At 52.8% G+C, this 22,589-nt stretch carries 19 protein-coding genes and 1 riboswitch; of the genes, 9 read left to right on the forward strand and 10 right to left on the reverse strand.

Annotation, left to right across the window (positions count from 1 at the left end):
• Positions 1-25 precede the first annotated feature (25 nt).
• Positions 26-4,249, forward strand: coding sequence for a DNA-directed RNA polymerase subunit beta' (rpoC, locus tag EDI29_RS20955; RefSeq protein WP_137742414.1), 4,224 nt, complete (start codon positions 26-28; stop codon positions 4,247-4,249).
• Positions 4,250-4,567: 318 nt separating this feature from the next.
• On the forward strand, positions 4,568-5,965 hold the full coding sequence (gene shiA / locus EDI29_RS20960; RefSeq protein ID WP_137742415.1) for a shikimate transporter: 1,398 nt from the start codon (positions 4,568-4,570) through the stop codon (positions 5,963-5,965).
• Between the two features lie 67 nt (positions 5,966-6,032).
• On the opposite strand, the gene EDI29_RS20965 is transcribed toward shiA, so the two are convergent.
• Positions 6,033-6,224, reverse strand: a complete 192-nt coding sequence (locus tag EDI29_RS20965) for a DUF1127 domain-containing protein (RefSeq protein ID WP_137742416.1) — start codon at positions 6,222-6,224, stop codon at positions 6,033-6,035.
• Positions 6,225-6,397: 173 nt separating this feature from the next.
• On the opposite strand from EDI29_RS20965, the gene EDI29_RS20970 reads away from it, so the two are divergent.
• Entirely contained in the window at positions 6,398-7,834 is a 1,437-nt protein-coding gene (locus EDI29_RS20970) for an aminotransferase-like domain-containing protein (protein WP_137742417.1), read from the forward strand.
• 269 nt (positions 7,835-8,103) lie between these two features.
• On the opposite strand, the gene thiH is transcribed toward EDI29_RS20970, so the two are convergent.
• From thiH to rsd, 7 genes are all read right to left on the reverse strand, one after another.
• Positions 8,104-9,225 (reverse strand): 2-iminoacetate synthase ThiH, encoded by a 1,122-nt coding sequence (gene thiH / locus EDI29_RS20975; protein ID WP_137742418.1) that lies wholly within the window; start codon positions 9,223-9,225, stop codon positions 8,104-8,106.
• Positions 9,222-10,007: a thiazole synthase gene (locus EDI29_RS20980; protein WP_039536195.1), complete on the reverse strand. Its 786-nt coding sequence runs from the start codon at positions 10,005-10,007 to the stop codon at positions 9,222-9,224. Before EDI29_RS20980 ends, thiH begins: the two co-directional genes overlap by 4 nt.
• A 1-nt stretch (position 10,008) precedes the next feature.
• Positions 10,009-10,209 (reverse strand): sulfur carrier protein ThiS, encoded by a 201-nt coding sequence (gene thiS, locus EDI29_RS20985; RefSeq protein WP_137742419.1) that lies wholly within the window; start codon positions 10,207-10,209, stop codon positions 10,009-10,011.
• Positions 10,190-10,984, reverse strand: coding sequence for a HesA/MoeB/ThiF family protein (locus EDI29_RS20990; protein ID WP_137742420.1), 795 nt, complete (start codon positions 10,982-10,984; stop codon positions 10,190-10,192). Before EDI29_RS20990 ends, thiS begins: the two co-directional genes overlap by 20 nt.
• Before the next feature lies 1 nt (position 10,985).
• Positions 10,986-11,627 carry a thiamine phosphate synthase gene (gene thiE / locus EDI29_RS20995; RefSeq protein WP_137742421.1) on the reverse strand — a complete coding sequence of 214 codons (642 nt, stop codon included), beginning with the start codon at positions 11,625-11,627 and terminating at the stop codon, positions 10,986-10,988.
• The gene (gene thiC / locus EDI29_RS21000) at positions 11,624-13,603 is read right to left on the reverse strand and encodes a phosphomethylpyrimidine synthase ThiC (protein ID WP_137742422.1); all 1,980 of its coding nucleotides are present in this window, start codon (positions 13,601-13,603) and stop codon (positions 11,624-11,626) included. The genes thiE and thiC overlap by 4 nt, the downstream gene beginning before the upstream one ends.
• Positions 13,604-13,716: 113 nt before the next feature.
• Positions 13,717-13,853, reverse strand: a riboswitch (TPP riboswitch).
• 122 nt (positions 13,854-13,975) lie between these two features.
• Positions 13,976-14,437 (reverse strand): sigma D regulator, encoded by a 462-nt coding sequence (gene rsd / locus EDI29_RS21005; protein ID WP_137742423.1) that lies wholly within the window; start codon positions 14,435-14,437, stop codon positions 13,976-13,978.
• 108 nt (positions 14,438-14,545) lie between these two features.
• On the opposite strand from rsd, the gene nudC reads away from it, so the two are divergent.
• The 6 genes from nudC (at position 14,546) to EDI29_RS21035 (ending at position 19,030) form a co-directional block, all read left to right on the forward strand.
• The gene (gene nudC / locus EDI29_RS21010) at positions 14,546-15,328 is read left to right on the forward strand and encodes an NAD(+) diphosphatase (RefSeq protein ID WP_137742424.1); all 783 of its coding nucleotides are present in this window, start codon (positions 14,546-14,548) and stop codon (positions 15,326-15,328) included.
• Between the two features lie 99 nt (positions 15,329-15,427).
• A complete protein-coding gene (gene hemE, locus EDI29_RS21015; protein ID WP_137742425.1) occupies positions 15,428-16,492 on the forward strand; it encodes a uroporphyrinogen decarboxylase in 1,065 nt (354 codons plus the stop codon).
• A gap of 15 nt (positions 16,493-16,507) precedes the next feature.
• A complete protein-coding gene (nfi, locus tag EDI29_RS21020) occupies positions 16,508-17,197 on the forward strand; it encodes a deoxyribonuclease V (protein WP_137742426.1) in 690 nt (229 codons plus the stop codon).
• A gap of 77 nt (positions 17,198-17,274) precedes the next feature.
• Positions 17,275-17,865 (forward strand): YjaG family protein, encoded by a 591-nt coding sequence (locus tag EDI29_RS21025; protein ID WP_137742427.1) that lies wholly within the window; start codon positions 17,275-17,277, stop codon positions 17,863-17,865.
• Between the two features lie 204 nt (positions 17,866-18,069).
• Entirely contained in the window at positions 18,070-18,342 is a 273-nt protein-coding gene (gene hupA, locus EDI29_RS21030; protein WP_005970302.1) for a nucleoid-associated protein HU-alpha, read from the forward strand.
• Between the two features lie 4 nt (positions 18,343-18,346).
• Positions 18,347-19,030 carry a DUF1481 domain-containing protein gene (locus tag EDI29_RS21035; RefSeq protein ID WP_137742428.1) on the forward strand — a complete coding sequence of 228 codons (684 nt, stop codon included), beginning with the start codon at positions 18,347-18,349 and terminating at the stop codon, positions 19,028-19,030.
• Positions 19,031-19,098: 68 nt separating this feature from the next.
• Here EDI29_RS21035 and purD read toward each other — a convergent pair whose 3' ends face one another.
• Both purD and purH read right to left on the reverse strand, forming a co-directional pair.
• A complete protein-coding gene (gene purD, locus EDI29_RS21040; protein ID WP_137742429.1) occupies positions 19,099-20,385 on the reverse strand; it encodes a phosphoribosylamine--glycine ligase in 1,287 nt (428 codons plus the stop codon).
• Positions 20,386-20,402: 17 nt separating this feature from the next.
• Positions 20,403-21,992: a bifunctional phosphoribosylaminoimidazolecarboxamide formyltransferase/IMP cyclohydrolase gene (gene purH, locus EDI29_RS21045; protein ID WP_137742430.1), complete on the reverse strand. Its 1,590-nt coding sequence runs from the start codon at positions 21,990-21,992 to the stop codon at positions 20,403-20,405.
• Between the last annotated feature and the right edge of the window lie 597 nt (positions 21,993-22,589).

Consider the following 22,589-nt stretch of genomic DNA (forward strand, 5'->3'; position numbering starts at 1 on the left):
GTCTAACTCCGACAGGAGCCAATCCGTGAAAGACTTATTAAAGTTTCTGAAAGCGCAAACTAAAACCGAAGAGTTTGATGCGATCAAAATTGCTCTGGCCTCGCCAGACATGATCCGTTCGTGGTCTTTTGGTGAAGTTAAAAAGCCAGAAACCATCAACTACCGTACGTTCAAGCCTGAGCGTGACGGCCTTTTCTGCGCCCGTATCTTTGGGCCAGTAAAAGATTATGAGTGCTTGTGCGGTAAGTATAAGCGCCTGAAACACCGTGGTGTTATTTGTGAGAAGTGCGGCGTTGAAGTAACCCAAACTAAAGTACGTCGTGAGCGTATGGGTCACATCGAGCTGGCTTCTCCGACTGCGCACATCTGGTTCCTGAAGTCACTGCCTTCCCGTATCGGTTTGCTGTTAGATATGCCGCTGCGTGATATTGAGCGCGTGCTTTATTTTGAATCTTATGTCGTGGTTGAAGGCGGCATGACCAACCTTGAGCGCCGTCAGATCCTGACTGAAGAGCAGTATCTGGATGCGCTGGAAGAGTTTGGTGATGAATTTGACGCGAAAATGGGCGCCGAAGCGATCCAGGCTCTGCTGAAGAACATGGATCTGGAGCAGGAATGCGAGCAGCTGCGTGAAGAGCTGACCGAAACCAACTCCGAAACCAAACGTAAAAAGCTGACCAAGCGCATTAAGCTGCTGGAAGCGTTCGTACAGTCTGGTAACAAGCCAGAGTGGATGATCTTGACCGTTCTGCCAGTACTGCCACCAGATTTGCGTCCGTTGGTTCCGCTGGACGGTGGTCGTTTCGCGACTTCCGATCTGAACGATCTGTATCGTCGCGTGATCAACCGTAACAACCGTTTGAAACGTCTGCTGGATCTGGCTGCGCCAGACATCATTGTACGTAACGAAAAACGTATGTTGCAGGAAGCGGTTGATGCCCTGCTGGATAACGGCCGTCGCGGTCGTGCGATCACCGGTTCTAACAAACGTCCTCTGAAATCTTTGGCCGATATGATCAAAGGTAAACAGGGTCGTTTCCGTCAGAACCTGCTCGGTAAGCGTGTTGACTACTCCGGTCGTTCCGTAATCACCGTTGGTCCATACCTGCGTCTGCATCAGTGTGGTCTGCCGAAGAAAATGGCACTGGAGCTGTTCAAACCGTTCATCTACGGCAAGCTGGAACTGCGTGGTCTTGCTACCACCATTAAAGCCGCCAAGAAAATGGTTGAGCGTGAAGAAGCTGTCGTATGGGATATCCTGGACGAAGTTATCCGCGAACACCCGGTACTGCTGAACCGTGCACCAACACTGCACCGTTTGGGTATCCAGGCATTTGAACCGGTTCTGATCGAAGGTAAAGCGATCCAACTGCACCCGCTGGTTTGTGCGGCATATAACGCCGACTTCGATGGTGACCAGATGGCTGTACACGTACCGTTGACGCTGGAAGCCCAGTTAGAAGCGCGTGCGTTGATGATGTCGACCAACAACATCCTGTCCCCTGCGAATGGTGAGCCAATCATCGTTCCTTCTCAGGACGTGGTATTGGGTCTGTATTACATGACGCGTGACTGTGTTAACGCCAAAGGCGAAGGCATGGTGCTCACGGGTCCTAAAGAAGCTGAGCGTGTTTATCGTGCCGGTCTGGCCTCTCTGCATGCGCGCGTTAAAGTGCGTATCACGGAAGAGATCAAGAGCATCGAAGGCGATGTTACGCATCAGACGTCGATTATTGATACGACTATCGGCCGCGCCATCCTGTGGATGATCGTACCGAAAGGTCTGCCGTACTCGATCGTTAACCAGCCTCTGGGCAAGAAAGCGATCTCCAAAATGCTGAACACCTGTTACCGCATTTTGGGTCTGAAGCCGACGGTTATCTTTGCTGACCAGACTATGTACACCGGTTTTGCTTACGCGGCGCGCTCTGGTGCTTCCGTAGGTATCGATGACATGGTTATCCCGGAGAAAAAAGCCGAGATTATCGAAGAAGCAGAAACCGAAGTGGCCGAGATTCAGGAGCAGTTCCAGTCTGGTCTGGTTACCGCGGGCGAACGCTATAACAAAGTGATCGATATCTGGGCAGCGGCGAACGAACGTGTTGCGAAAGCGATGATGGAAAACCTGTCCGTTGAGGATGTGGTTAACCGTGATGGCGTGGTTGAGCGGCAGGTTTCTTTCAACAGCATCTTTATGATGGCCGACTCCGGTGCGCGTGGTTCTGCGGCACAGATTCGTCAGTTGGCGGGTATGCGTGGTCTGATGGCGAAACCAGATGGTTCCATCATCGAGACACCAATTACCGCAAACTTCCGTGAAGGTTTGAATGTACTCCAGTACTTCATCTCGACGCACGGTGCGCGTAAAGGTCTGGCGGATACCGCACTGAAAACAGCGAACTCCGGTTATCTGACGCGTCGTCTGGTTGACGTTGCGCAGGATCTGGTTGTGACCGAGGACGACTGTGGTACCCATGAAGGTATCATGATGACGCCGGTTATCGAAGGTGGTGATGTTAAAGAGCCACTGCGTGAGCGCGTACTGGGCCGTGTAACGGCTGAAGACGTGATCAAACCGGGCACCGCGGATATTCTGGTTCCACGTAACACGCTGCTGAACGAGCAGTGGTGTGACATGTTGGAAGAGAACTCTGTTGATGCCGTTAAAGTACGTTCAGTTGTAAGCTGCGAAACCGACTTTGGCGTATGTGCCAATTGCTACGGTCGCGATCTGGCTCGTGGTCATATCATCAACAAAGGTGAGGCTATCGGGGTTATCGCGGCACAGTCCATCGGTGAGCCAGGTACACAGTTAACCATGCGTACGTTCCACATCGGTGGTGCGGCATCGCGTGCGGCTGCTGAGTCCAGCATTCAGGTGAAAAACAAAGGTAGCCTGAAACTGAGCAACGCGAAGTTCGTTATGAACAGCAACGGTAAACTGGTTATTACTTCACGTAATACCGAACTGAAACTGATCGACGAATTCGGACGTACCAAAGAAAGCTATAAAGTGCCTTACGGTGCGGTGATGGCGAAGGGTGACGGCTCAGAAGTTAGCGGTGGCGAAACTGTCGCAAACTGGGACCCGCATACCATGCCAGTGGTGACCGAAGTGAGCGGTTTCATCCGCTTTGCTGACATGATTGACGGTCAAACCATTACTCGCCAGACCGACGAACTGACTGGTTTGTCTTCTATCGTCGTTCTGGATAGCGCAGAGCGTACCGGTAGCGGTAAAGACTTGCGTCCAGCACTGAAAATTGTTGACGGTAAAGGTGAAGATGTACTGATTCCTGGTACTGATATGCCTGCTCAATACTTCCTGCCGGGTAAAACGATTGTTCAGTTGGAAGATGGAGTGCAGATTGGTGCCGGTGATACATTGGCGCGTCTCCCTCAGGAATCCAGTGGTACCAAAGATATTACCGGTGGTCTGCCACGCGTAGCAGACCTGTTCGAAGCACGTCGTCCGAAAGAGCCGGCGATTCTGGCAGAGATCAGCGGGATCATTTCCTTTGGTAAAGAAACCAAAGGTAAACGCCGTCTGGTAATTTCTCCGTTGGATGGCAGCGATGCTTACGAAGAGATGATTCCGAAATGGCGTCAGCTCAACGTGTTCGAAGGTGAAGTTGTGGAACGTGGTGACGTTGTTTCTGACGGCCCTGAGTCTCCGCACGATATCCTGCGTCTGCGTGGCGTACATGCAGTAACGCGTTATATTACCAACGAAGTTCAGGAAGTTTACCGTCTGCAAGGCGTTAAGATTAACGATAAACACATTGAAGTTATCGTTCGTCAGATGTTGCGTAAAGGCACCATCGTTAGCGCGGGCAGCACGGAGTTCCTGGAAGGCGAACAGGCAGAAGTGTCTCGCATCAAGATTGCCAACCGTCAGTTGGAAGCGGATGGCAAGATCACGGCAACGTACAGCCGCGATCTGCTGGGTATCACCAAAGCATCTCTGGCGACCGAGTCCTTCATTTCTGCGGCATCGTTCCAGGAAACCACTCGCGTACTGACCGAAGCGGCTGTTGCCGGTAAACGTGATGAACTGCGTGGCCTGAAAGAGAACGTTATCGTAGGTCGTCTGATCCCAGCAGGTACGGGTTATGCGTACCATCAGGATCGTATGCGCCGCCGTCAGGCGGGCGAAGCGCCTGTCGTGCCTCAAGTGAGTGCCGATGAAGCTTCTGCTAACCTGGCTGAGCTGCTGAATGCTGGCTTTGGTAGCAGCGACGACGAATAAGTCTTTTTGCGCTGCACCATCATGCGGTAAATAACAGAAACCCCGGCTATTATGGTCGGGGTTTTTTTATGGCTGATTCCCAGCGGACGCCCGTCGTAAACGACGCTTAGGCATGTCTTCCTGAAATTTTTTATAGCGCACATCCCTGTGCGCTACCTAAAGGCCGTCGCAAGCGACGTTAAAAATTTATGGAAGGCGTCCTTGCCTTCCACCCTGACGGGCCAACGCTGTGCGTCGTTATAAAACGCTCCTTGCGTTTTATTTCTTCCTGAAATTTTTTGTTGTACAGTAGTGTAAAGTAAATAGAACGGAACCTACATGGACACCTCAACTACGCCAACACTCTCACAGCCTGGCGGCTCATTACCTCAGCAAGATGATTCACTTTCTTCTGATAAAACCCTACAAACACAGTCAGTAAGCCATTCTCAACATCGAGCAAAACGCGCCGCTTGGGGCAGTTTTGTGGGTGCCGTTGTCGATTGGTACGATTTCCTGCTGTACGGAATTGTTGCCGCTCTTGTATTTAATACCGAATTTTTCCCACAGGTTAGCCCAACGATGGGGACGCTGGCGGCGTTTGGTACGTTCGGCGTTGGTTTCCTGTTCCGACCGTTGGGTGGAATGGTGTTCGGCCACTTCGGCGACAAGCTGGGCCGTAAACGGATGTTGATGATCACGGTCTGGATGATGGGCATTTCTACTGCGTTGATTGGCCTGTTGCCGTCGTTTGATTCTATTGGCTGGTGGGCACCGGTGCTGTTGGTCACGCTGAGGGCAATTCAAGGGTTCGCGGTCGGTGGCGAATGGGGCGGGGCGGCATTGTTGGCGGTAGAGAGTGCGCCGAAGAAAAAGAAAGCTTTTTACAGCAGTGGCGTACAGGTTGGTTTTGGCGTCGGGCTGTTGCTGGCAACCGGGTCGGTCTCTGTGGTCAGCAATTTGACCACCAATGAAGAATTTACCACCTGGGGCTGGCGTTTGCCGTTCTTGTTCAGTCTGATTCTGGTGGCTATCGCCTGGTGGGTACGTAACGGGATGGATGAGTCTCAGGAGTTTGAGGCGAATAAAACCTTGGGAGAAAGAGCAAACAAACTGCGTTCATTCCCGATTATGGAAGCACTGCGCCAGCATCCGAAAGCCTTTCTATTGATTATTGCGTTACGGCTTGGTGAACTGTTGACGATGTATATCGTCACTGCATTTGCACTCAATTACTCCACCACCCATCTTGGGCTATCGCGGGATATCTTTCTGAATATCGGGTTGCTGGTGGGGGCGATCAGTTGCGTATCCATTCCTTGCTTTGCCTATCTGGCAGATAGCTTTGGCCGCCGTCGTATCTATGTTACCGGTGCGTTGATTGGAGCGGTGAGTGCAGTGCCATTCTTTATGGCGCTGGAAAGCCATAACACGCTGCTGATTCTGTTCTTTGCCATCATGCTGGCGAATGCTGCTCACGATATGATCGTTAGCGTACAGCAACCGATGTTTACCGAGCTATTTGGTACGGCGTATCGCTATAGCGGGGCTGGCGTGGGTTATCAGGTTGCCAGCGTGGTCGGCGGCGGGTTTACGCCTTTTATCGCTGTTCTGCTGGTGCAGTTGATGGATGGTTCATGGCACGCGGTGGCGGCCTATCTTGCCATCGGCTGCTTACTGTCAGCAGTTGTCGGGATGCGGATGAAAGCACCCGCAGACAATACGGTACCTCACTAACCTCTTTATCTTGCCGATACAGATACACTACCTGTATCGGCGATATCTCTATTTTTTTGTTGTTATGTTACCTGAAGCGATCGAGATCGCTTCGTTTCAGCCCGATGTCTTTGAGACCCTCATCGCTCATATTTCGTAGTATCTTCAGCGTGTTCGCTCTTGCTCGCCAGGCTTTCCACAAGCGGTACGGCAAAATCAGCATGAGCCAAAACGGTGACTCGCGGAACGGTTTTTGTGATCGATTCTCATGAAATTCCATATTTTCCCCCTCGCCAGTGAATGATCGCTATGATGAGGTGAAAGGTATTTTCAATACAGACGCAAAAAATCCATTTTTTTAGCATACAGATTGTGTGATATTGCATCTGAATGGTGATTTTTATTTGAATCTGTACTGGTTACTGCTGTGAATCATGATGGAGAATGATACTGATGACGCGTTATCAACACCTGGCTGGGCTGTTAGAGCAGCGGATTGAACAAGGGTTGTATCAAAGCGGGGAGCGCCTGCCTTCTGTGCGGGCACTCAGTACAGAGCATGGTGTGAGCATCAGTACCGTACAGCAAGCCTATCATCTGCTGGAAACCCGGCAGTTGATTATGCCGCAGCCGCGTTCGGGATACTTTGTTACGCCGCGTAAGGCAACGCCGCCTGTACCCGCGCTGACGCGTCCTGCCCAACGCCCGGTCGAAATCACGCAGTGGGAATCGGTGCTGGAGCTGGTGAACGTGCGTCTGGAAACTAACGTGCTGAAGTTTGGTAGCGGAATGCCGGATGTGAGCCAGCCGACCATCAAACCACTGTGGAAAGAGATGAGTCGCCTCTGCCAATATCAGGACGCCCGTATTCTGCAATATGACAGCGTATATGGCGTGCCTGCGTTGCGTGAACAGATTGCCCGTCTTACCGTCGACTGTGGCTGCCAACTGACGCAAGATGATATTGTGATCACCACCGGGTGTCAGGAAGCCTTGTTTGTGGCCGTCCGCGCCGTTTGTCAGCCCGGTGACATCGTGGCCGTTGAGTCACCGGCTTTTCCGGGCACGATGCAGATCCTTCGTGGGCTAGATATCAAAGCGATCGAGATCCCAACCGACTCCGTGACGGGGATCAGTCTTGAAGCGTTGCGACTGGCGCTGGATCAATGGCCGGTCAAAGCTGTACTTTTGGTGCCAAGCTGTAACAACCCGCTTGGCTTCATCATGCCTGATGCCCGTAAGAAGTCTCTGGTTACGCTGGCGCAGCATTTTGATATCGCGATTATTGAAGATGATGCCTATGGCGAGTTGGCCTATGAATATCCGCGTCCCCGCGCCATAAAGTCGTTTGATGAAGATGGACGCGTATTGTTGTGCAGCTCGTTTTCCAAGAACTTGGCTCCCGGTTTGCGCGTTGGCTGGATTGCTCCGGGGCGCTATCTGGAGCGAGTGATTCATACAAAATACATCAGTACAGGATCGACAGTGGTGCAGCCTCAGCTAGCCGTGGCGGAATTTATTCGTAACGGACACTATCAACCTCATCTACGCCGCATGCGCGCCCAATACAAGGCTAATCTGGACACGTTTACCTGCTGGGTGCGTGAGTATTTTCCGTCCAATATTTGTGTGAGCCGTCCCCAAGGGGGCTTTCTGATGTGGATTGAGCTGCCCGAATATTTTGATTCACTCAAGCTCAGTCGTGAGGTCAGAAAAGCGGGCATACAGATAGCCGCGGGTTCGCTCTTCTCCGCCTCAGGGAAATATCGCAATTGTATTCGACTCAATTATGCCAATCGCTTTACGGAAGAAATGAGGGAAGGGCTGCGCATTGTGGGCAATGAAGTCGCGAAGATGATGCACACTTTTCCTGACCAGAGCGTACCCTGATAATTGTTAAGGAAGGGCCGATACGGGTAAGGATAAGCCCCGTATCGGCGGGTTGATGTGCAGAGCCGATAAGTAGCAAACGGCTCCGGCCAGCAAGCTCCATAATCATGCTCAGGCTTGCCAACGACGCTACTGTATTCTTTACCGAAATCAGTGACGATAGGGCGAATTTCATGTTGCGAAGCGCGATCCTGAGAATGTCACCTTCCGTGTAATTCTCATTCCGGTCTGCGAACCGCTTCGCAAATCATACATATCGCCACGGTTGGCTACCGACCCAAATAACCGTCCCAGTCTTTCCATACGGGCTGGAGACCTGCCCGTATGATGGCTTGCGCTACATCTTCAGGGCGTCGTGAATCATGCGGTGAAAACTGTTCCAGTTCAGGATGGTCGTCGGCGTAGCCACCCGGCTGGGTTTTGGAAAAGGCGCTGACGTTGTTAATCGCGATAGGAATGGCATGATCGCGAAAGAAAGGCGATTCACGCGTGGAAAGTGACAGCTCAATATCCGGCGACAGCAACCGGAATGCACAAATGACCTGCATGAGCTGCGCTTCATCCATGAGCGATGCCGGTTCAATGCCGCCTGTACAGGGGCGCAACCGAGGGAACGAGATAGAATATCGGCTCTGCCAGTGGTTCTGCTGTAAGTGCAACAGATGTTCCGCCACCATATAGCAGTCGGTGCGCCAGCTATTGGACAGGCCGATTAACGCGCCTAACCCGATCTTGTCGATCCCCGCCCGCCCAAGCCGATCCGGCGTGGCGAGTCGCCAATGGAAATCCTGTTTTTGTCCTTTTAGATGGTGCAACTGGTAGGTCGCTGGATGATAGGTTTCCTGATAGACCATCACACCATCCAACCCCAGCGTTTTCAACTCGGCATATTCGTCCTGCGACAGCGGCTGAACTTCAATCATCAGCGAACTGAAGAGCGGTCGGATCAGCGGAAAGACGCGACGAAAATAATCCATGCCTACTTTACGCTGGTGCTCGCCGGTCACGAGCAGCAGGTGTTCAAACCCCAGTTCCTTGATGGCGGCGCATTCACGTAGGATCTCTGCCTCATCCAGCGTTTTTCGCTTGATGTGATTGCTCATTGAAAAGCCGCAGTAGGTGCAGTCGTTAGAACACAGGTTGGACAGATACAGCGGCACATAAAAGCTCACCGTATTGCCGAAACGCTGGCGGGTGAGCTGCTGTGCCCGCTGGGCTAGCGGTTCCAGATAGGTGCTGGCGGCAGGTGAAATGAGCGCCATAAAATCGTCACGCGTCAGGTGTGGTGCAGCAAGCGCTCGTTCAACATCGCGTGCGGTTTTACCGTTGATGCGTAGCGTCAGGTCATCCCAGTCGAGCTGTTCCCAGACGGTTTGGAAATCGACGTTCATCGCTCCGCCCCTTCCGTTTGCTGGTGCAGAAAACCGGTGAGCGGGCTGGTGGCGCTGGCGACAAACTGCTTACTTCCCAGACCGGCCTGACGGGCAAGCCCACCTGCATCGACTGCCAGCCTGAATGCGTGCGCCATCGCCACAGGATCGCGGGCAACGGCGATGGCTGTGTTGACCAGTACAGCGTCGGCTCCCATTTCCAGTGCCTCGGCCGCATGACTGGGCGCGCCAATGCCCGCATCGACAATCACCGGAACGCGTGCCTGTTCGATGATGATGCGGAGAAAATCACGCGTTTGCAGTCCTTGATTGGAACCGATAGGTGCGCCCAGCGGCATCACTGCCGCGCAGCCGACTTCTTCCAACCGTTTGCACAACACAGGGTCGGCACCGCAGTAAGGCAGCACCGTGAATCCCTCTTTTACCAGCTGTTCGGCGGCCTTCAGCGTTTCGATCGGATCGGGCAGCAGGTATTTCACATCGGGGTGAATTTCCAGCTTCAGCCAGCGAGTGCCTAGCGCTTCTCGCGCCAGTCGGGCCGCAAAAATGGCTTCGTCTGCGGTTTTGGCTCCTGAGGTATTCGGCAGCAGCTTAATACCGAGCTGGCGTAGCGGGGCGAGAATGGCGTCGTTGCCGCCGTTCAGGTCAACGCGTTTCATCGCCATGGTGACTAACTGAGAACCAGAAGCCTCAAGTGCTGCCAGCATCAGTTCTGGCGTGGCGAATTTCCCGGTGCCGGTCAGCAGTCGTGAAGTTAATGTCGTATCGGCAATGTGCAGCATGTCATCCTCCCGCTATTGCCTGAAAAAGCAAAATATCATCACCGTCTTGCACCTGATGCTGTGACCAGGTAGCGTGTGGGATAATGGTTTGGTTGATGGCCAGCGCGGTGCCAGGCTGTAGCCGATTTATCTGGCTCAGCAGCGCTTCAACCGTGGTGGCCTCTGGGCATTCAAGGGGTTCATCATTCAGCGTGATTTTCATGCTTCCCTCCACATACCGGGCAATGGGGGGCGCGCGTCAACTGGAGCGTGTTCCAACTCTGCTGCTTGCCATTGAACATCCTCAGCTTGCCGTCTAGCGCGGACGGTATACCGGCCAGCAGTTTGATCGCTTCCAGCGCCTGAAGCGTGCCAATCACGCCGACCACCGGACCCAGCACGCCGGCGGTACGGCAGTTTCGCTGTGGTTCGGTCGTATCAGGGTACAGGCAGGCGTAGCAGCCTGAGTGATAAGGTGGTGCGAAGACCGCGAGCTGGCCGCTGAAACCGACGGCGCTGCCGCTGATGAGCGGCTTGCCTGCGCTAAAACAGGCGGCGTTAACCGCGTGGCGAGTGGTCATGTTGTCGCTGCAATCCAGCACCAGATCGACGCGGCTGACGGCGCTGTATAACGCGTCACCGCTGAGCCTTTCGGTAATCGCAATCGCTTCTGAGTGCGGATTTAATGCCTGTAGCTGACGCTGCGCCAACACGGCTTTGGGTTTGTCGGTGTCGCTGGTGCGATACAGAATCTGGCGTTGCAGGTTGCTGATGTGCAGTGAGTCATCGTCGGCAAGCAGTAGCGTGCCGACCCCAGCGGCGGCCAGATAGAGCGAGGCGGGCGCCCCTAGCCCACCCAACCCCACCAGCAGAACGCGGGCGGCTTTGAGCTTCTCCTGACCTTCCGGGCCAATATCTTCCAGCATCAGTTGGCGGCTGTAGCGCATGAATTCGCTATCGCTCAGTCCGGCAGGCGCTGGATGGTGAGTCGTTACCATGTCATGCCCCCCGTCCTTCAATCATTTTGAGCAGCGTCGTGGTGGCCTGCCGCCAGTCTGGTGCCTGAGTAATGGCGCTGACGACGGCAATGCTGCCGACGCCCGTTGCCAGCACCGCAGGTACTCTGTCGATGCTGATGCCACCAATGGCAACCGTGGGAAAACGGTCTTGCAGATCGGCAATGTGTCGAGTCAACTCGGTCAGCCCCTGTGGCGCTGATGGCATATCCTTGGTTTGCGTCGGGAAAATATGTCCCAGCGCGATATAGGACGGGTTTATCGCTACCGCGCGTGCCAATTCACGATCGTCGTGCGTGGAGACGCCTAAGCGCAGACCCGCTTTTTTAATGGCGGCCAGATCGGCAGTATCCAGGTCTTCCTGACCCAGGTGTACGCCGTAGGACTGATGTTTTACCGCTAATTTCCAGTAGTCATTGATGAAGAGCTGTGCTTGATAACAGCGACCCAATGCGATCGCCTGGATCACATCGGCTTCGGCTTGTTCATCTGACCGATCTTTGATCCTGAGCTGGATCGTTTTCACCCCGACGCTGAGTAGTCGCTCGATCCACTCCACGCTATCGACGACGGGATAAAGCCCCAGTCGCTGTGCCGTTGGGGCAAAAGGCGTCGAGTCCGTCATTTGCTTTCCTCGGTTTGCAGGCTGGTGGCGCTGTGATAAAGCTCGCTGCCGCGCGAGCGGAATTCTTGCGACATCTGTGCCATACCCACTTCAACCGGTTTGGCTTCTGCTTCCTGTTTCGCGGCGTAGTCGCGTACTTCCTGTGAGATTTTCATCGAGCAGAATTTAGGGCCGCACATGGAACAGAAGTGGGCGACTTTGCCGGATTCCTGCGGCAGCGTTTCATCGTGGTAGGCACGGGCGGTCTGGGGATCGAGTGCCAGATTGAACTGGTCTTCCCAGCGGAATTCGAAACGTGCTTTTGACATGGCATTATCACGGATCTGCGCACCGGGGTGGCCTTTCGCCAAATCAGCGGCGTGAGCGGCGATCTTGTAGGTAATCAGCCCCTGTTTGACGTCTTCTTTGTTCGGCAAGCCAAGATGTTCCTTCGGCGTCACGTAACAGAGCATTGCACAGCCGAACCAGCCGATCATGGCGGCACCGATACCAGAGGTGAAGTGATCGTAACCCGGTGCGATATCGGTGGTCAGCGGGCCGAGCGTATAGAAGGGCGCTTCGTGGCAGTGTTCCAGCTCTTCGGTCATGTTGCGGCGGATCATCTGCATCGGAACGTGGCCGGGGCCTTCGATCATCACCTGTACGTCGTATTCCCAGGCAATCTTGGTCAGCTCGCCCAGCGTATGCAGCTCGGCAAACTGGGCTTCGTCGTTGGCATCCTGAATGGAGCCCGGACGTAAACCGTCACCCAGCGACAGCGCGACATCGTAAGCGGCACAAATTTCACAGATTTCCCGGAAGTGTTCGTACAGGAAGCTCTCTTTGTGATGCGACAGGCACCACTTCGCCATAATGGAACCCCCGCGCGAGACGATGCCAGTCAGGCGTTTGGCCGTCATCGGCACGTAGCGCAACAGCACGCCCGCGTGGATGGTGAAATAGTCCACGCCCTGTTCTGCTTGTTCCAGCAGCGTATCGCGGAACATTTCCCAGTTCAGGTTTTCCGCCACGCCGTTCACTTTTTCCAGCGCCTGATAAATCGGTACTGTCCCGATTGGTACGGGGCTGTTACGCAGAATCCATTCGCGGGTTTCGTGAATATAGCGGCCTGTTGAGAGATCCATCACGGTATCCGCGCCCCAGCGGGTAGACCAGACCAGCTTTTCCACCTCTTCTTCGATGGAAGACGTCACGGCGGAGTTGCCGATATTGGCGTTAACCTTCACCAGAAAATTGCGGCCGATAATCATCGGTTCCGATTCGGGGTGATTGATGTTTGAAGGAATAATGGCGCGTCCGGCAGCCACTTCCTGACGGACAAATTCCGGCGTGATGTTTTCTGGCAGAAGGGCACCAAAACTTTGTCCCGGATGCTGCTGGCGCAGTACCTCGCCGCGAATACGCTCGCGCCCCATATTTTCGCGAATGGCGATAAATTCCATTTCGGGGGTAATCATGCCCTGTCGCGCATAGTGGAGCTGGGTGACGCGTTGGCCCGCTTTAGCACGCAAAGGTCGTGGCAGGTGTTCGAAACGCAGATGATCCAGACCTGCATCCGCCAGACGCTGTTGGGTGAAATCAGAGCTGACGCCGGATAACGCTTCGGTGTCGTGACGTTCTGCAATCCAGCTGGCGCGCAGCTTCGCTAGCCCAACGCGGACATCGGGTTGCGCAGCCGGATCGCCATAAGGCCCTGACGTATCGTAAACCGGGATTGGCTCATTGGGTTCGTATTGGGGATTGTCTTTACTGCCGCCAAGTAACGTCGGGCTAAGCTGAATCTCCCGCATCGGTACGGCGATGTCGTCACGTGAGCCTGCAAGGTAAATGCGTTTGGAATTGGGAAAGGCGGTTCCCTGTAAGGTTTCAATAAACTGCTGAGCGGCGACGCGTTGTTCACGGCGACCTGATTTGGATGCTGTAGATAACTCTGTCTTTACCGACGAGGTTTTTATAGACAAGGGTTCTGTAGACATAGCAAGTTCCTGTAAGACGTAAAGGGAAGATTGCTTGTCTGGAGCCGGAGGGAGTAATAATGATATTGAGCGTCAGAGCAGGTATGTGGGAATACACAGCCTTGGGCTCAATGAGGTGCATTACTCTTGTTCCCTTCGCAGGTATTAACCCGATCAGGTTCCGCGGATCCCGAATTAACGGTCTCAGCCTGTGCGCTCGTAAGTTTCGTAAAACGAAATACGAGCACGCTAGGCACTCCGACAAGATTTGCCCGTCTGTTAAACGGGTCAATAAAACCCCTACACTGTATGACGGCAAAACGCGGATGTCAAAGCGTGCCGCTGTTGCCTGTACAGCGTGTGATGATGTTCTTAAATAACGTCAAATGACGGCTAGTTGTCGTAAACCTGCCTGATCATGTTGTCTTCTAACGTAAAACGCTCTTCTAATGCTTCGCCGACGCTGGAAAGTGCCCGCTGGAATTCAATGCAGTTATCATGGTCGATGGCGGCTGCCAGATGGCTATCGTAAAACGTCATGATTTGCTGCGTATTGTTTTGCAGGGCGAGGTCGAGCTGGGTGGAAAGCGCTAATACTTGTTCGCTGTGGGTCGCTGCTTCATGCAGCATTTTTTCGTATAAATGAAAGTGGCCAGTAGAAAGATAGTCCACCAGATTCTGGCAAAAATTATCCAATGCTTCTTCATCCAAAAGAGAAAGCGCTTCCTTGTTCGGCTTGATGCCAACCAGATGATAGTAAGCCACCAGAAGCTGCTTACGCGCTTGTAGCCATTGGTCGATTAACGCATTATTGCCACCAACGTATTCAGTCAGACTTTGTAGCTGGTTTAGCATTGTTGACTCCGTGAACGGTAAGAAATAACTGAAATCCCAGTTATAAAACTTATGTAATCACTCTGAATGTAAAATGCCAGTGAAGTGGCAGTGGAGCAATAAAAAGATATGGAACAGACGCTAAAAGGTGATGAAACCGGCTGGTGGATAGTGAGCGATGCGATACAAATCTGGCTACCCCAAGGAGAATTACCGTGCGGAACGGCGACGGAGTGGTCGTTACAGGGGAAAGTGGCTCGTCAAATCGGTGAATGGCAAGGGCAGCCAGCTTGGCTGGTTTGCCAAGGGCGGGACACGGGCATGGCATCCGTTCGCCAACTGCTCGATCAAGACGTGGGCTTATTCCAACTGGCGGGGCGAGGCGTTCAGCTTGCTGAATTCTATCGCTCCCATCGCTTTTGTGGTTACTGCGGCCATGAAATGGTGCGGAGCAAAACGGAGCTGGCGTGCTTATGTCACCACTGCAAGGAACGTTATTATCCGCAGATCGCGCCCTGCATCATCGTCGCGATTCGGCGTGGCAAGGAGATTTTGCTGGCGCAGCACAACCGACATCGCGGAAACATGTACACCGTGCTGGCTGGATTTGTGGAAGTGGGCGAAACGCTGGAACAGACGGTCGTGCGTGAGGTAATGGAAGAGAGCCAAATTCAGATAAAAAATCTGCGTTATGTGAGTTCGCAGCCTTGGCCATTCCCTCATTCGCTGATGATGGCGTTTACAGCGGATTATGCGGGGGGAGACATCAAGCACGATCCGAAAGAGTTGCGTGATGCGGGCTGGTTCCGCTACGACCAACTTCCGCAGTTGCCTCCGCTGGGCACCGTAGCACGTCGACTTATCGAAGATACGGTGGTGTTGTGCCGTGCTTATCACGAGAACGAAGGCTGACGTGGTACTATTTGCGTCATAAAGCGTTTGCCTTATAACGCATCCGTTTCATCACATCTATCCGGTGTAGAACCGCCGTGAGGTTGAAAGGAAAAGAACATGACTGATCTGAAAAACGATCGCTATTTGCGGGCGTTATTGCGCCAACCCGTTGATGTCACCCCGGTGTGGATGATGCGTCAGGCGGGGCGTTATCTGCCGGAATATAAGGCAACGCGCGCGCAGGCGGGTGATTTTATGTCGCTGTGTAAAAACGCAGAGCTGGCTTGTGAAGTCACGTTACAACCTTTACGGCGCTATGCGTTAGACGCTGCGATCCTGTTCTCTGACATTCTCACGATCCCTGATGCCATGGGTTTAGGGCTCTACTTTGAAGCGGGGGAAGGCCCGCGCTTTCACTCCCCGATCACGTCGCATGCCGATGTGGTTAAACTACCTGTTCCCGATCCAGAACAGGAACTCGGGTATGTGATGAACGCGGTGCGAACGATCCGTAAAAACCTTGCCGGCGAAGTGCCGCTTATCGGTTTCTCAGGCAGCCCGTGGACGCTGGCGACCTATATGGTGGAAGGCGGTAGCAGCAAGGCGTTTACTGTCATCAAGAAAATGATGTTCGCTGAACCTAAAACGCTACACCTGCTGCTGGATAAGCTAGCTGACAGCGTCATTCTTTATCTCAACGCACAGATTCGCGCGGGTGCGCAGGCGGTGATGGTATTTGATACCTGGGGCGGCGCGCTGAGCGGACGCGACTACAAAGAATTCTCCCTGCGTTACATGCACAAGATTGTTGATGGTTTACTGCGCGAGAATGAAGGCCGCCGTGTGCCCGTGACGCTCTTCACTAAGGGCGGAGGGCAGTGGCTGGAGGCGATGGCTGAAACAGGTTGCGATGCGCTGGGGCTGGACTGGACGAGTGATATTGCCGATGCACGCCGTCGCGTAGGCGATAAAGTCGCGCTACAGGGAAATATGGATCCCTCAATGTTGTATGCCGATCCGGCACGGATCGAGCAGGAAGTCGCATCGATCCTGGCTGGATTTGGAGAAGGCAACGGCCATGTTTTCAATCTGGGTCACGGCATTCATCAGGATGTGCCGCCGGAACATGCGGGCGTTTTTGTTGAGGCCGTGCATCGGTTGTCCCGCGCTTATCACGCATGATTCACAGGAGGTGATGTGATTGATACACAACAGCTGCGGGCTGAGCAGTTGGCCCGCGCTTCTGATGTGATTCGCCACGACGATTTACCTTTTGAGCAGCCCGCGTTTATCGCGGGTGCAGATGTTGGCTTTGAGCAAGAAGGCTCGGTAACTCGCGCCGCAATTGCGGTAATGCGCTATCCTTCGTTGGAACTGATAGAATACAAGATTGCGCGTATCAGCACGACGATGCCCTATATCCCCGGTTTTCTTTCGTTTCGTGAATGCCCTGGGCTACTCGCCGCGTGGGCGCTGCTTGAACAGAAACCAGATCTGCTGTTTGTCGATGGGCATGGGATTTCCCACCCGCGCCGTCTCGGCGTTGCCAGCCATTTTGGCCTGCTCGTTGATGTTCCGACGATTGGCGTAGCGAAAAGTCGGCTTTGTGGTCGATTTGAGCCGCTGGCGGAGGGCGTCGGTAGCCAGCAGCCCTTGCTGGATAAGGGCGAGCAAATTGGTTGGGTATGGCGCAGCAAAGCGCGCTGTAATCCGCTGTTTGTGGCGACGGGGCATCGAGTCAGTCAAGATAGTGCATTGCACTGGGTACAATGTTGTATGCGCGGCTACCGTTTACCGGAACCGACCCGTTGGGCTGATGCTGTCGCATCGAATCGTCCCGCATTTGTGCGTTGGCAGCGGCTACAAGCGGCTAGCGTATTGTCGTAAAACTTTAGGAATTCAGGCATAGGGCGTCACTGTGATTTCAGGTACACTGCCGTCCGTCGCCGTTAATGAGCATAAAAATGTTACGTAACCCCATTCATTTACGTCTGGAAAAGCTGGCGAGCTGGCAACATGTCACTTTTATGGCATGTCTTTGTGAACGTATGTATCCAAATTACCACGAGTTTTGTCGTCAAACAGCATTCGGAGACGCGATGGTTTACCGCCGCATTCTCGATCTGGTATGGGAAACATTGGTTGTTAAAGATGCGAAGGTTAATTTCGATAACCAGTTGGAAAAGCTGGAAGAAGCGGTTCCCGCCGCGGAGGATTACGATCTTTACGGCGTTTATCCGGCTATTGATGCCTGCATCGCACTGGGCGAATTGATTCATTCGCGTTTAAGCGGTGAAACGCTGGAACATGCGATAGCCATCAGTGAAGCGTCTATCCGTACGGTTGCTATGTTGGAAATGACGCAGGCTGGCAAAGAAATGACCGACGATGAGCTAAAGGTTTTGCCTGCGATTGAAGAAGAATGGGACATCCAATGGGAGATTTTTCGCCTGTTGGCGGCCTGTGAAGAACGCGACATTGAGCTGATCAAAGGGCTCCGTTCCGATCTGCGCGAGGCCGGAAGTAGTAACATCGGGATAAATTTGCATCAATAACGCGATAAAACGTGATTTAAGGCCTGAAATGGCCTGTCTTAAGGCTTCACATTCGCACCCTGTCTGGTCTACATTTGGGGGGCGTAAAAAAAGTGGCTGTCGGTGCGTGTATGCAGGAGAGTGCTATTACACCCTAAAACGGGAAAGGGCATATCCGTCGCACTCGATGCTTAGCAAGCGATAAACACACTGTAAGGATAACTTATGAATAAGACTCAACTGATTGATGTAATTGCGGACAAAGCTGATCTGTCAAAAGCACAGGCTAAAGCAGCTCTGGAATCAACTTTGGCGGCAATTACCGAGTCTCTGAAAGAAGGTGATGCAGTACAATTAGTTGGTTTTGGTACGTTTAAAGTCAACCATCGTAATGAGCGCACTGGCCGCAACCCACAAACCGGTAAAGAAATCAAAATTGCTGCTGCCAACGTGCCAGCGTTTGTTTCTGGCAAGGCTCTGAAAGACGCTGTTAAATAAGCCCATGCCGGTTAAAAGTTTAAGCAGAGGGGCGTTTTCGCCCCTTTTGCTTTTACGACGTTTGTGTGGCACAGGCCTCGTGCTTATAGCCGTGGTCGCTTGTAGTAGCCGCACCGCACCGCCGGAAGTGTTCGCCAGCGGTTACGTTGCCGATCGCGGTATTGTGCGTATCTGGCGTAAGGATGATGCGCAGAATACGACGGCGCTGACTACCGTGTATAACCCGCTTCAGGGCAGTGCTCTGGTGGTGACGCGCTATACGTTCCAGCAGGATAAGCTACGCGAGATACGGCGTAATCAGCTCGGGGCGCAAAAAGAAGATATGCGCTTACGCTTTGCCGAAGATGGAACCGTCAGCTTTATGCAGCGGCAACTGGCTGAAAGACGTGAAGCGGTATCCGATGATGATGTTGCACTCTACCAGTTTGATGCTAAACGCATGCTGGAACTGAGTGATGTCCTGCGTGCAGGCAAGGTGAGGCTAAAGCAAGGGAAATGGCTGGAAGGTCAGGTGCAGGCTTGTGACGGTACGGTCGTTCGTCCTGATTTTGACAGCGATTCACGTGAATGGATCGCGCAGCAAAAAGCGCATGCCACGCGTCCGCTAAACGTAGCGTGGTTGGAAGCACCGGAAGGAACGCAGCTATTGCTGGTGGTGGAGGATGATGTCTGCCTGTGGCAGCCATAGCTATTAAAAAACCCGGATTTCTCCGGGCTTCAGTATTTATCAGATAATCGTTATCGGATCATCGTTTATCAGGCTTGCTCGCGTTCAATGGCACGGTAGCCGATGTCTTTGCGACAGAATACGCCTTGCCACTGAATACCTGCGGCTATTTCATAAGCACGTTGTTGCGCTTCTGCAACGGTATTACCCAATGCAGTGACGCACAGTACCCGCCCACCGTTGGTGACGACATCAATGCCGTTCAACTTGGTGCCAGCGTGGAAGACTTTGCCATCTTCGGCATCCTGCTGTGGTAAACCAGAAATAACATCGCCTGTATTGTAGTCAGCCGGGTAACCACCTGCGGCCAATACCACACCCAGAGACGGACGTTCATCCCAGACTGAATCTTTCTGATCCAATGTGCCATCACAGGCTGCCAGACACAGTTCTACCAGATCGGAGCGTAGGCGCAGCATGATTGGCTGCGTTTCTGGATCGCCAAAGCGGCAGTTGAACTCGATCACTTTTGGCTGGCCATCGGCAGAAATCATCAGGCCGGCATACAGGAAACCAACGTAGGTATTTCCCTCAGCAGCCATGCCGTTCACGGTCGGCCAAATCACCTGATCCATCACACGCTGGTGGATCTCATCGGTCACGACGGGAGCTGGCGAATAAGCGCCCATACCACCGGTATTCGGACCCGTATCTTTATCCCCAACGCGTTTATGATCCTGACTGGTTGCCATCGGCAGCACGTTCTTGCCGTCCACCATAACGATGAAGCTGGCTTCTTCACCATCAAGGAACTCTTCCACCACGATACGGTGTCCGGCATCGCCGAATGCATTACCTGCCAGCATATCCTGAATAGCGTTTTCCGCTTCCTGCAACGTCATCGCGACAATCACGCCTTTGCCCGCGGCTAATCCGTCTGCCTTGATGACGATAGGTGCACCTTTGCTGCGTACATAGGCCAGTGCCGGTTCCACTTCGGTGAAGTTTTGGTATTCCGCCGATGGAATATTATGGCGTGCCAGAAAATCTTTAGTAAAAGCTTTCGAGCCTTCTAGCTGTGCTGCACCTTGCGTTGGACCAAAGATTTTTAGGCCTGCATGCTGGAACGCATCCACAACACCGATAACTAACGGTGTTTCTGGACCAACGATCGTTAAATCGATGTGGTTTGCCTGCGCAAAGGCGACTAACGCTGGAATATCCGTGGCGGCGATATCGACGTTGGTCAGCGCTGGCTCAAGTGCAGTGCCTGCATTTCCTGGAGCAACATAAACCTGTTTCGCCAGCGGTGACTGTGCCGCTTTCCAGGCCAGCGCGTGTTCGCGCCCACCATTACCAATTACTAAAATATTCATTTCGGTCAGCTCCAGAATTAATGGCGGAAGTGGCGCATGTCGGTAAAGATCATCGCAATCCCGTGCTCGTTGGCAGCAGCGATGACTTCATCATCACGAATAGACCCGCCCGGTTGGATCACGCAGGTAATGCCAACGGCTGCGGCAGCATCAATACCATCACGGAATGGGAAGAACGCATCGGATGCCATGGCAGAGCCTTTTACTTCTAGCCCTTCATCGCCCGCTTTGATTCCGGCAATTTTTGCTGAGTAAACGCGGCTCATCTGACCGGCACCTATCCCGATGGTCATGTTGTCACGTGCGTATACAATCGCATTAGATTTAACGAATTTAGCGACTTTCCAGCAGAAAAGGGCATCGCGTAATTCCTGTTCGCTCGGCTGGCGCTCGGTCACGATACGCAGTTGAGATGCATCGACCATGCCCAGATCGCGATCCTGTACCAGCAAACCACCGTTGACGCGTTTGAAATCCAGAGCCGGAACGCGTTGCTGCCAGCTACCGCTGGTCAGGACACGTACGTTTTGTTTGGCAGCGGTCACCTTCAATGCGGCATCACTGGCAGATGGGGCAATAATGACTTCGACAAACTGGCGGCTGATGATGGCCTGCGCCGTCTCTTCATCTAGTTCGCGGTTGAAGGCAATAATGCCACCGAATGCAGATGTCGGGTCAGTTTTATAGGCGCGTTCGTAGGCATCAAGAATTGAGCCACCAATCGCTACGCCACACGGATTCGCATGTTTAACGATAACGCAGGCTGGTTCGGCAAATTCCTTCACACACTCCAGCGCAGCATCAGTATCGGCGATGTTGTTATAAGACAGCGCCTTGCCTTGTAGCTGTATAGAAGTGGCGACTGAGGCCTCATGAATATTCTCTTCTATATAGAAGGCTGCTTGCTGATGACTATTCTCACCGTAGCGCATGTCCTGTTTTTTGATGTAGTTCAGGTTCAACGTGCGCGGGAAGTGGCCCGATGGTTTATCGGTTTCACCGTGGTAAGGCGGAACCAGTGCACCAAAGTAGTTGGCAATCATACTGTCGTAAGCGGCAGTGTGTTCGAAGGCTTTAATGGCTAAATCGAAACGGGTTTCGTAGGTCAGTGAACCTTCGTTGGCATCGATTTCATTAATGATAGCGCTGTAGTCGCTGCTCTTGACCACGATAGCCACATCTTTATGGTTCTTGGCGGCAGAGCGAACCATCGTTGGGCCACCGATATCGATATTCTCAACTGCATCTTCTAACGTGCAGTTCTCACGAGCGACGGTCTGAGCAAACGGATACAGATTTACTACGACGATATCAATCGGTTTGATGTCGTGCTGCGTCATGATCGCATCATCTTGATCGCGTCGTCCCAGAATGCCGCCGTGTACTTTCGGGTGCAGGGTCTTTACTCGCCCATCCATCATTTCCGGGAAACCGGTGTAGTCAGAGACTTCAGTCACGGTCAAGCCAGCATCTGCCAGCAAACGGGCTGTTCCACCCGTTGAAAGGAGCTCGACGCCACGATGGGACAGAGCTTGAGCAAATTCGACAATACCTGCTTTGTCAGAAACGCTGAGCAGAGCGCGGCGAATTGGACGGCGTTGTTGCATGATGATGTTATCCCCTGGATTTGGGTAGTCAGTAAAGAACGGTATGTGAATATCGTCTTTGTCAGAGCAATAATTGCGGAATAAAGAGAAATATTCAGTTAGCGTTCGCCAAAATACGACGATTTTGAACGCGGTGAATTGTAGCGAAAACGTTTGCGTGATGCTCGTCAATTTTTGAATAGAATACTTTCTGTGGATAACTTTGTGCAAAAATAGGTATAAGGTGGGGTTTTGCTGTGGAATGCAGCAAACAGTCATTTTTCTTTAAAATACCTATTGCGGCAGGTCGAGAAGTCCCTATAATGCGCCTCCATCAACACGGCGCTGTGAACACACAACCGGGTCGATAAAGAAAGAGAAAACGCTTTAAAATAAACGTTGACTCTGAAGGTGGAAAGCGTAACATACGCCACCTCGCGAAGCGGTTAAGACCGCAACGCACTGCTCTTTAACAATATAATCAGACAATCTGTGTGGGCACTCACAAGACCGTATCTTAACGATATAAAAAAGTCTTGAAGAGTGAACAACAGTAAATTCATTACGAATAAACAGTTTTAATTCTTTGAGCATCGCTGACGAGTTCAGCAAATCAAA

This window comes from Pectobacterium polonicum, from assembly GCF_005497185.1.
GTDB classification, from domain to species: Bacteria; Pseudomonadota; Gammaproteobacteria; order Enterobacterales; family Enterobacteriaceae; genus Pectobacterium; species Pectobacterium polonicum.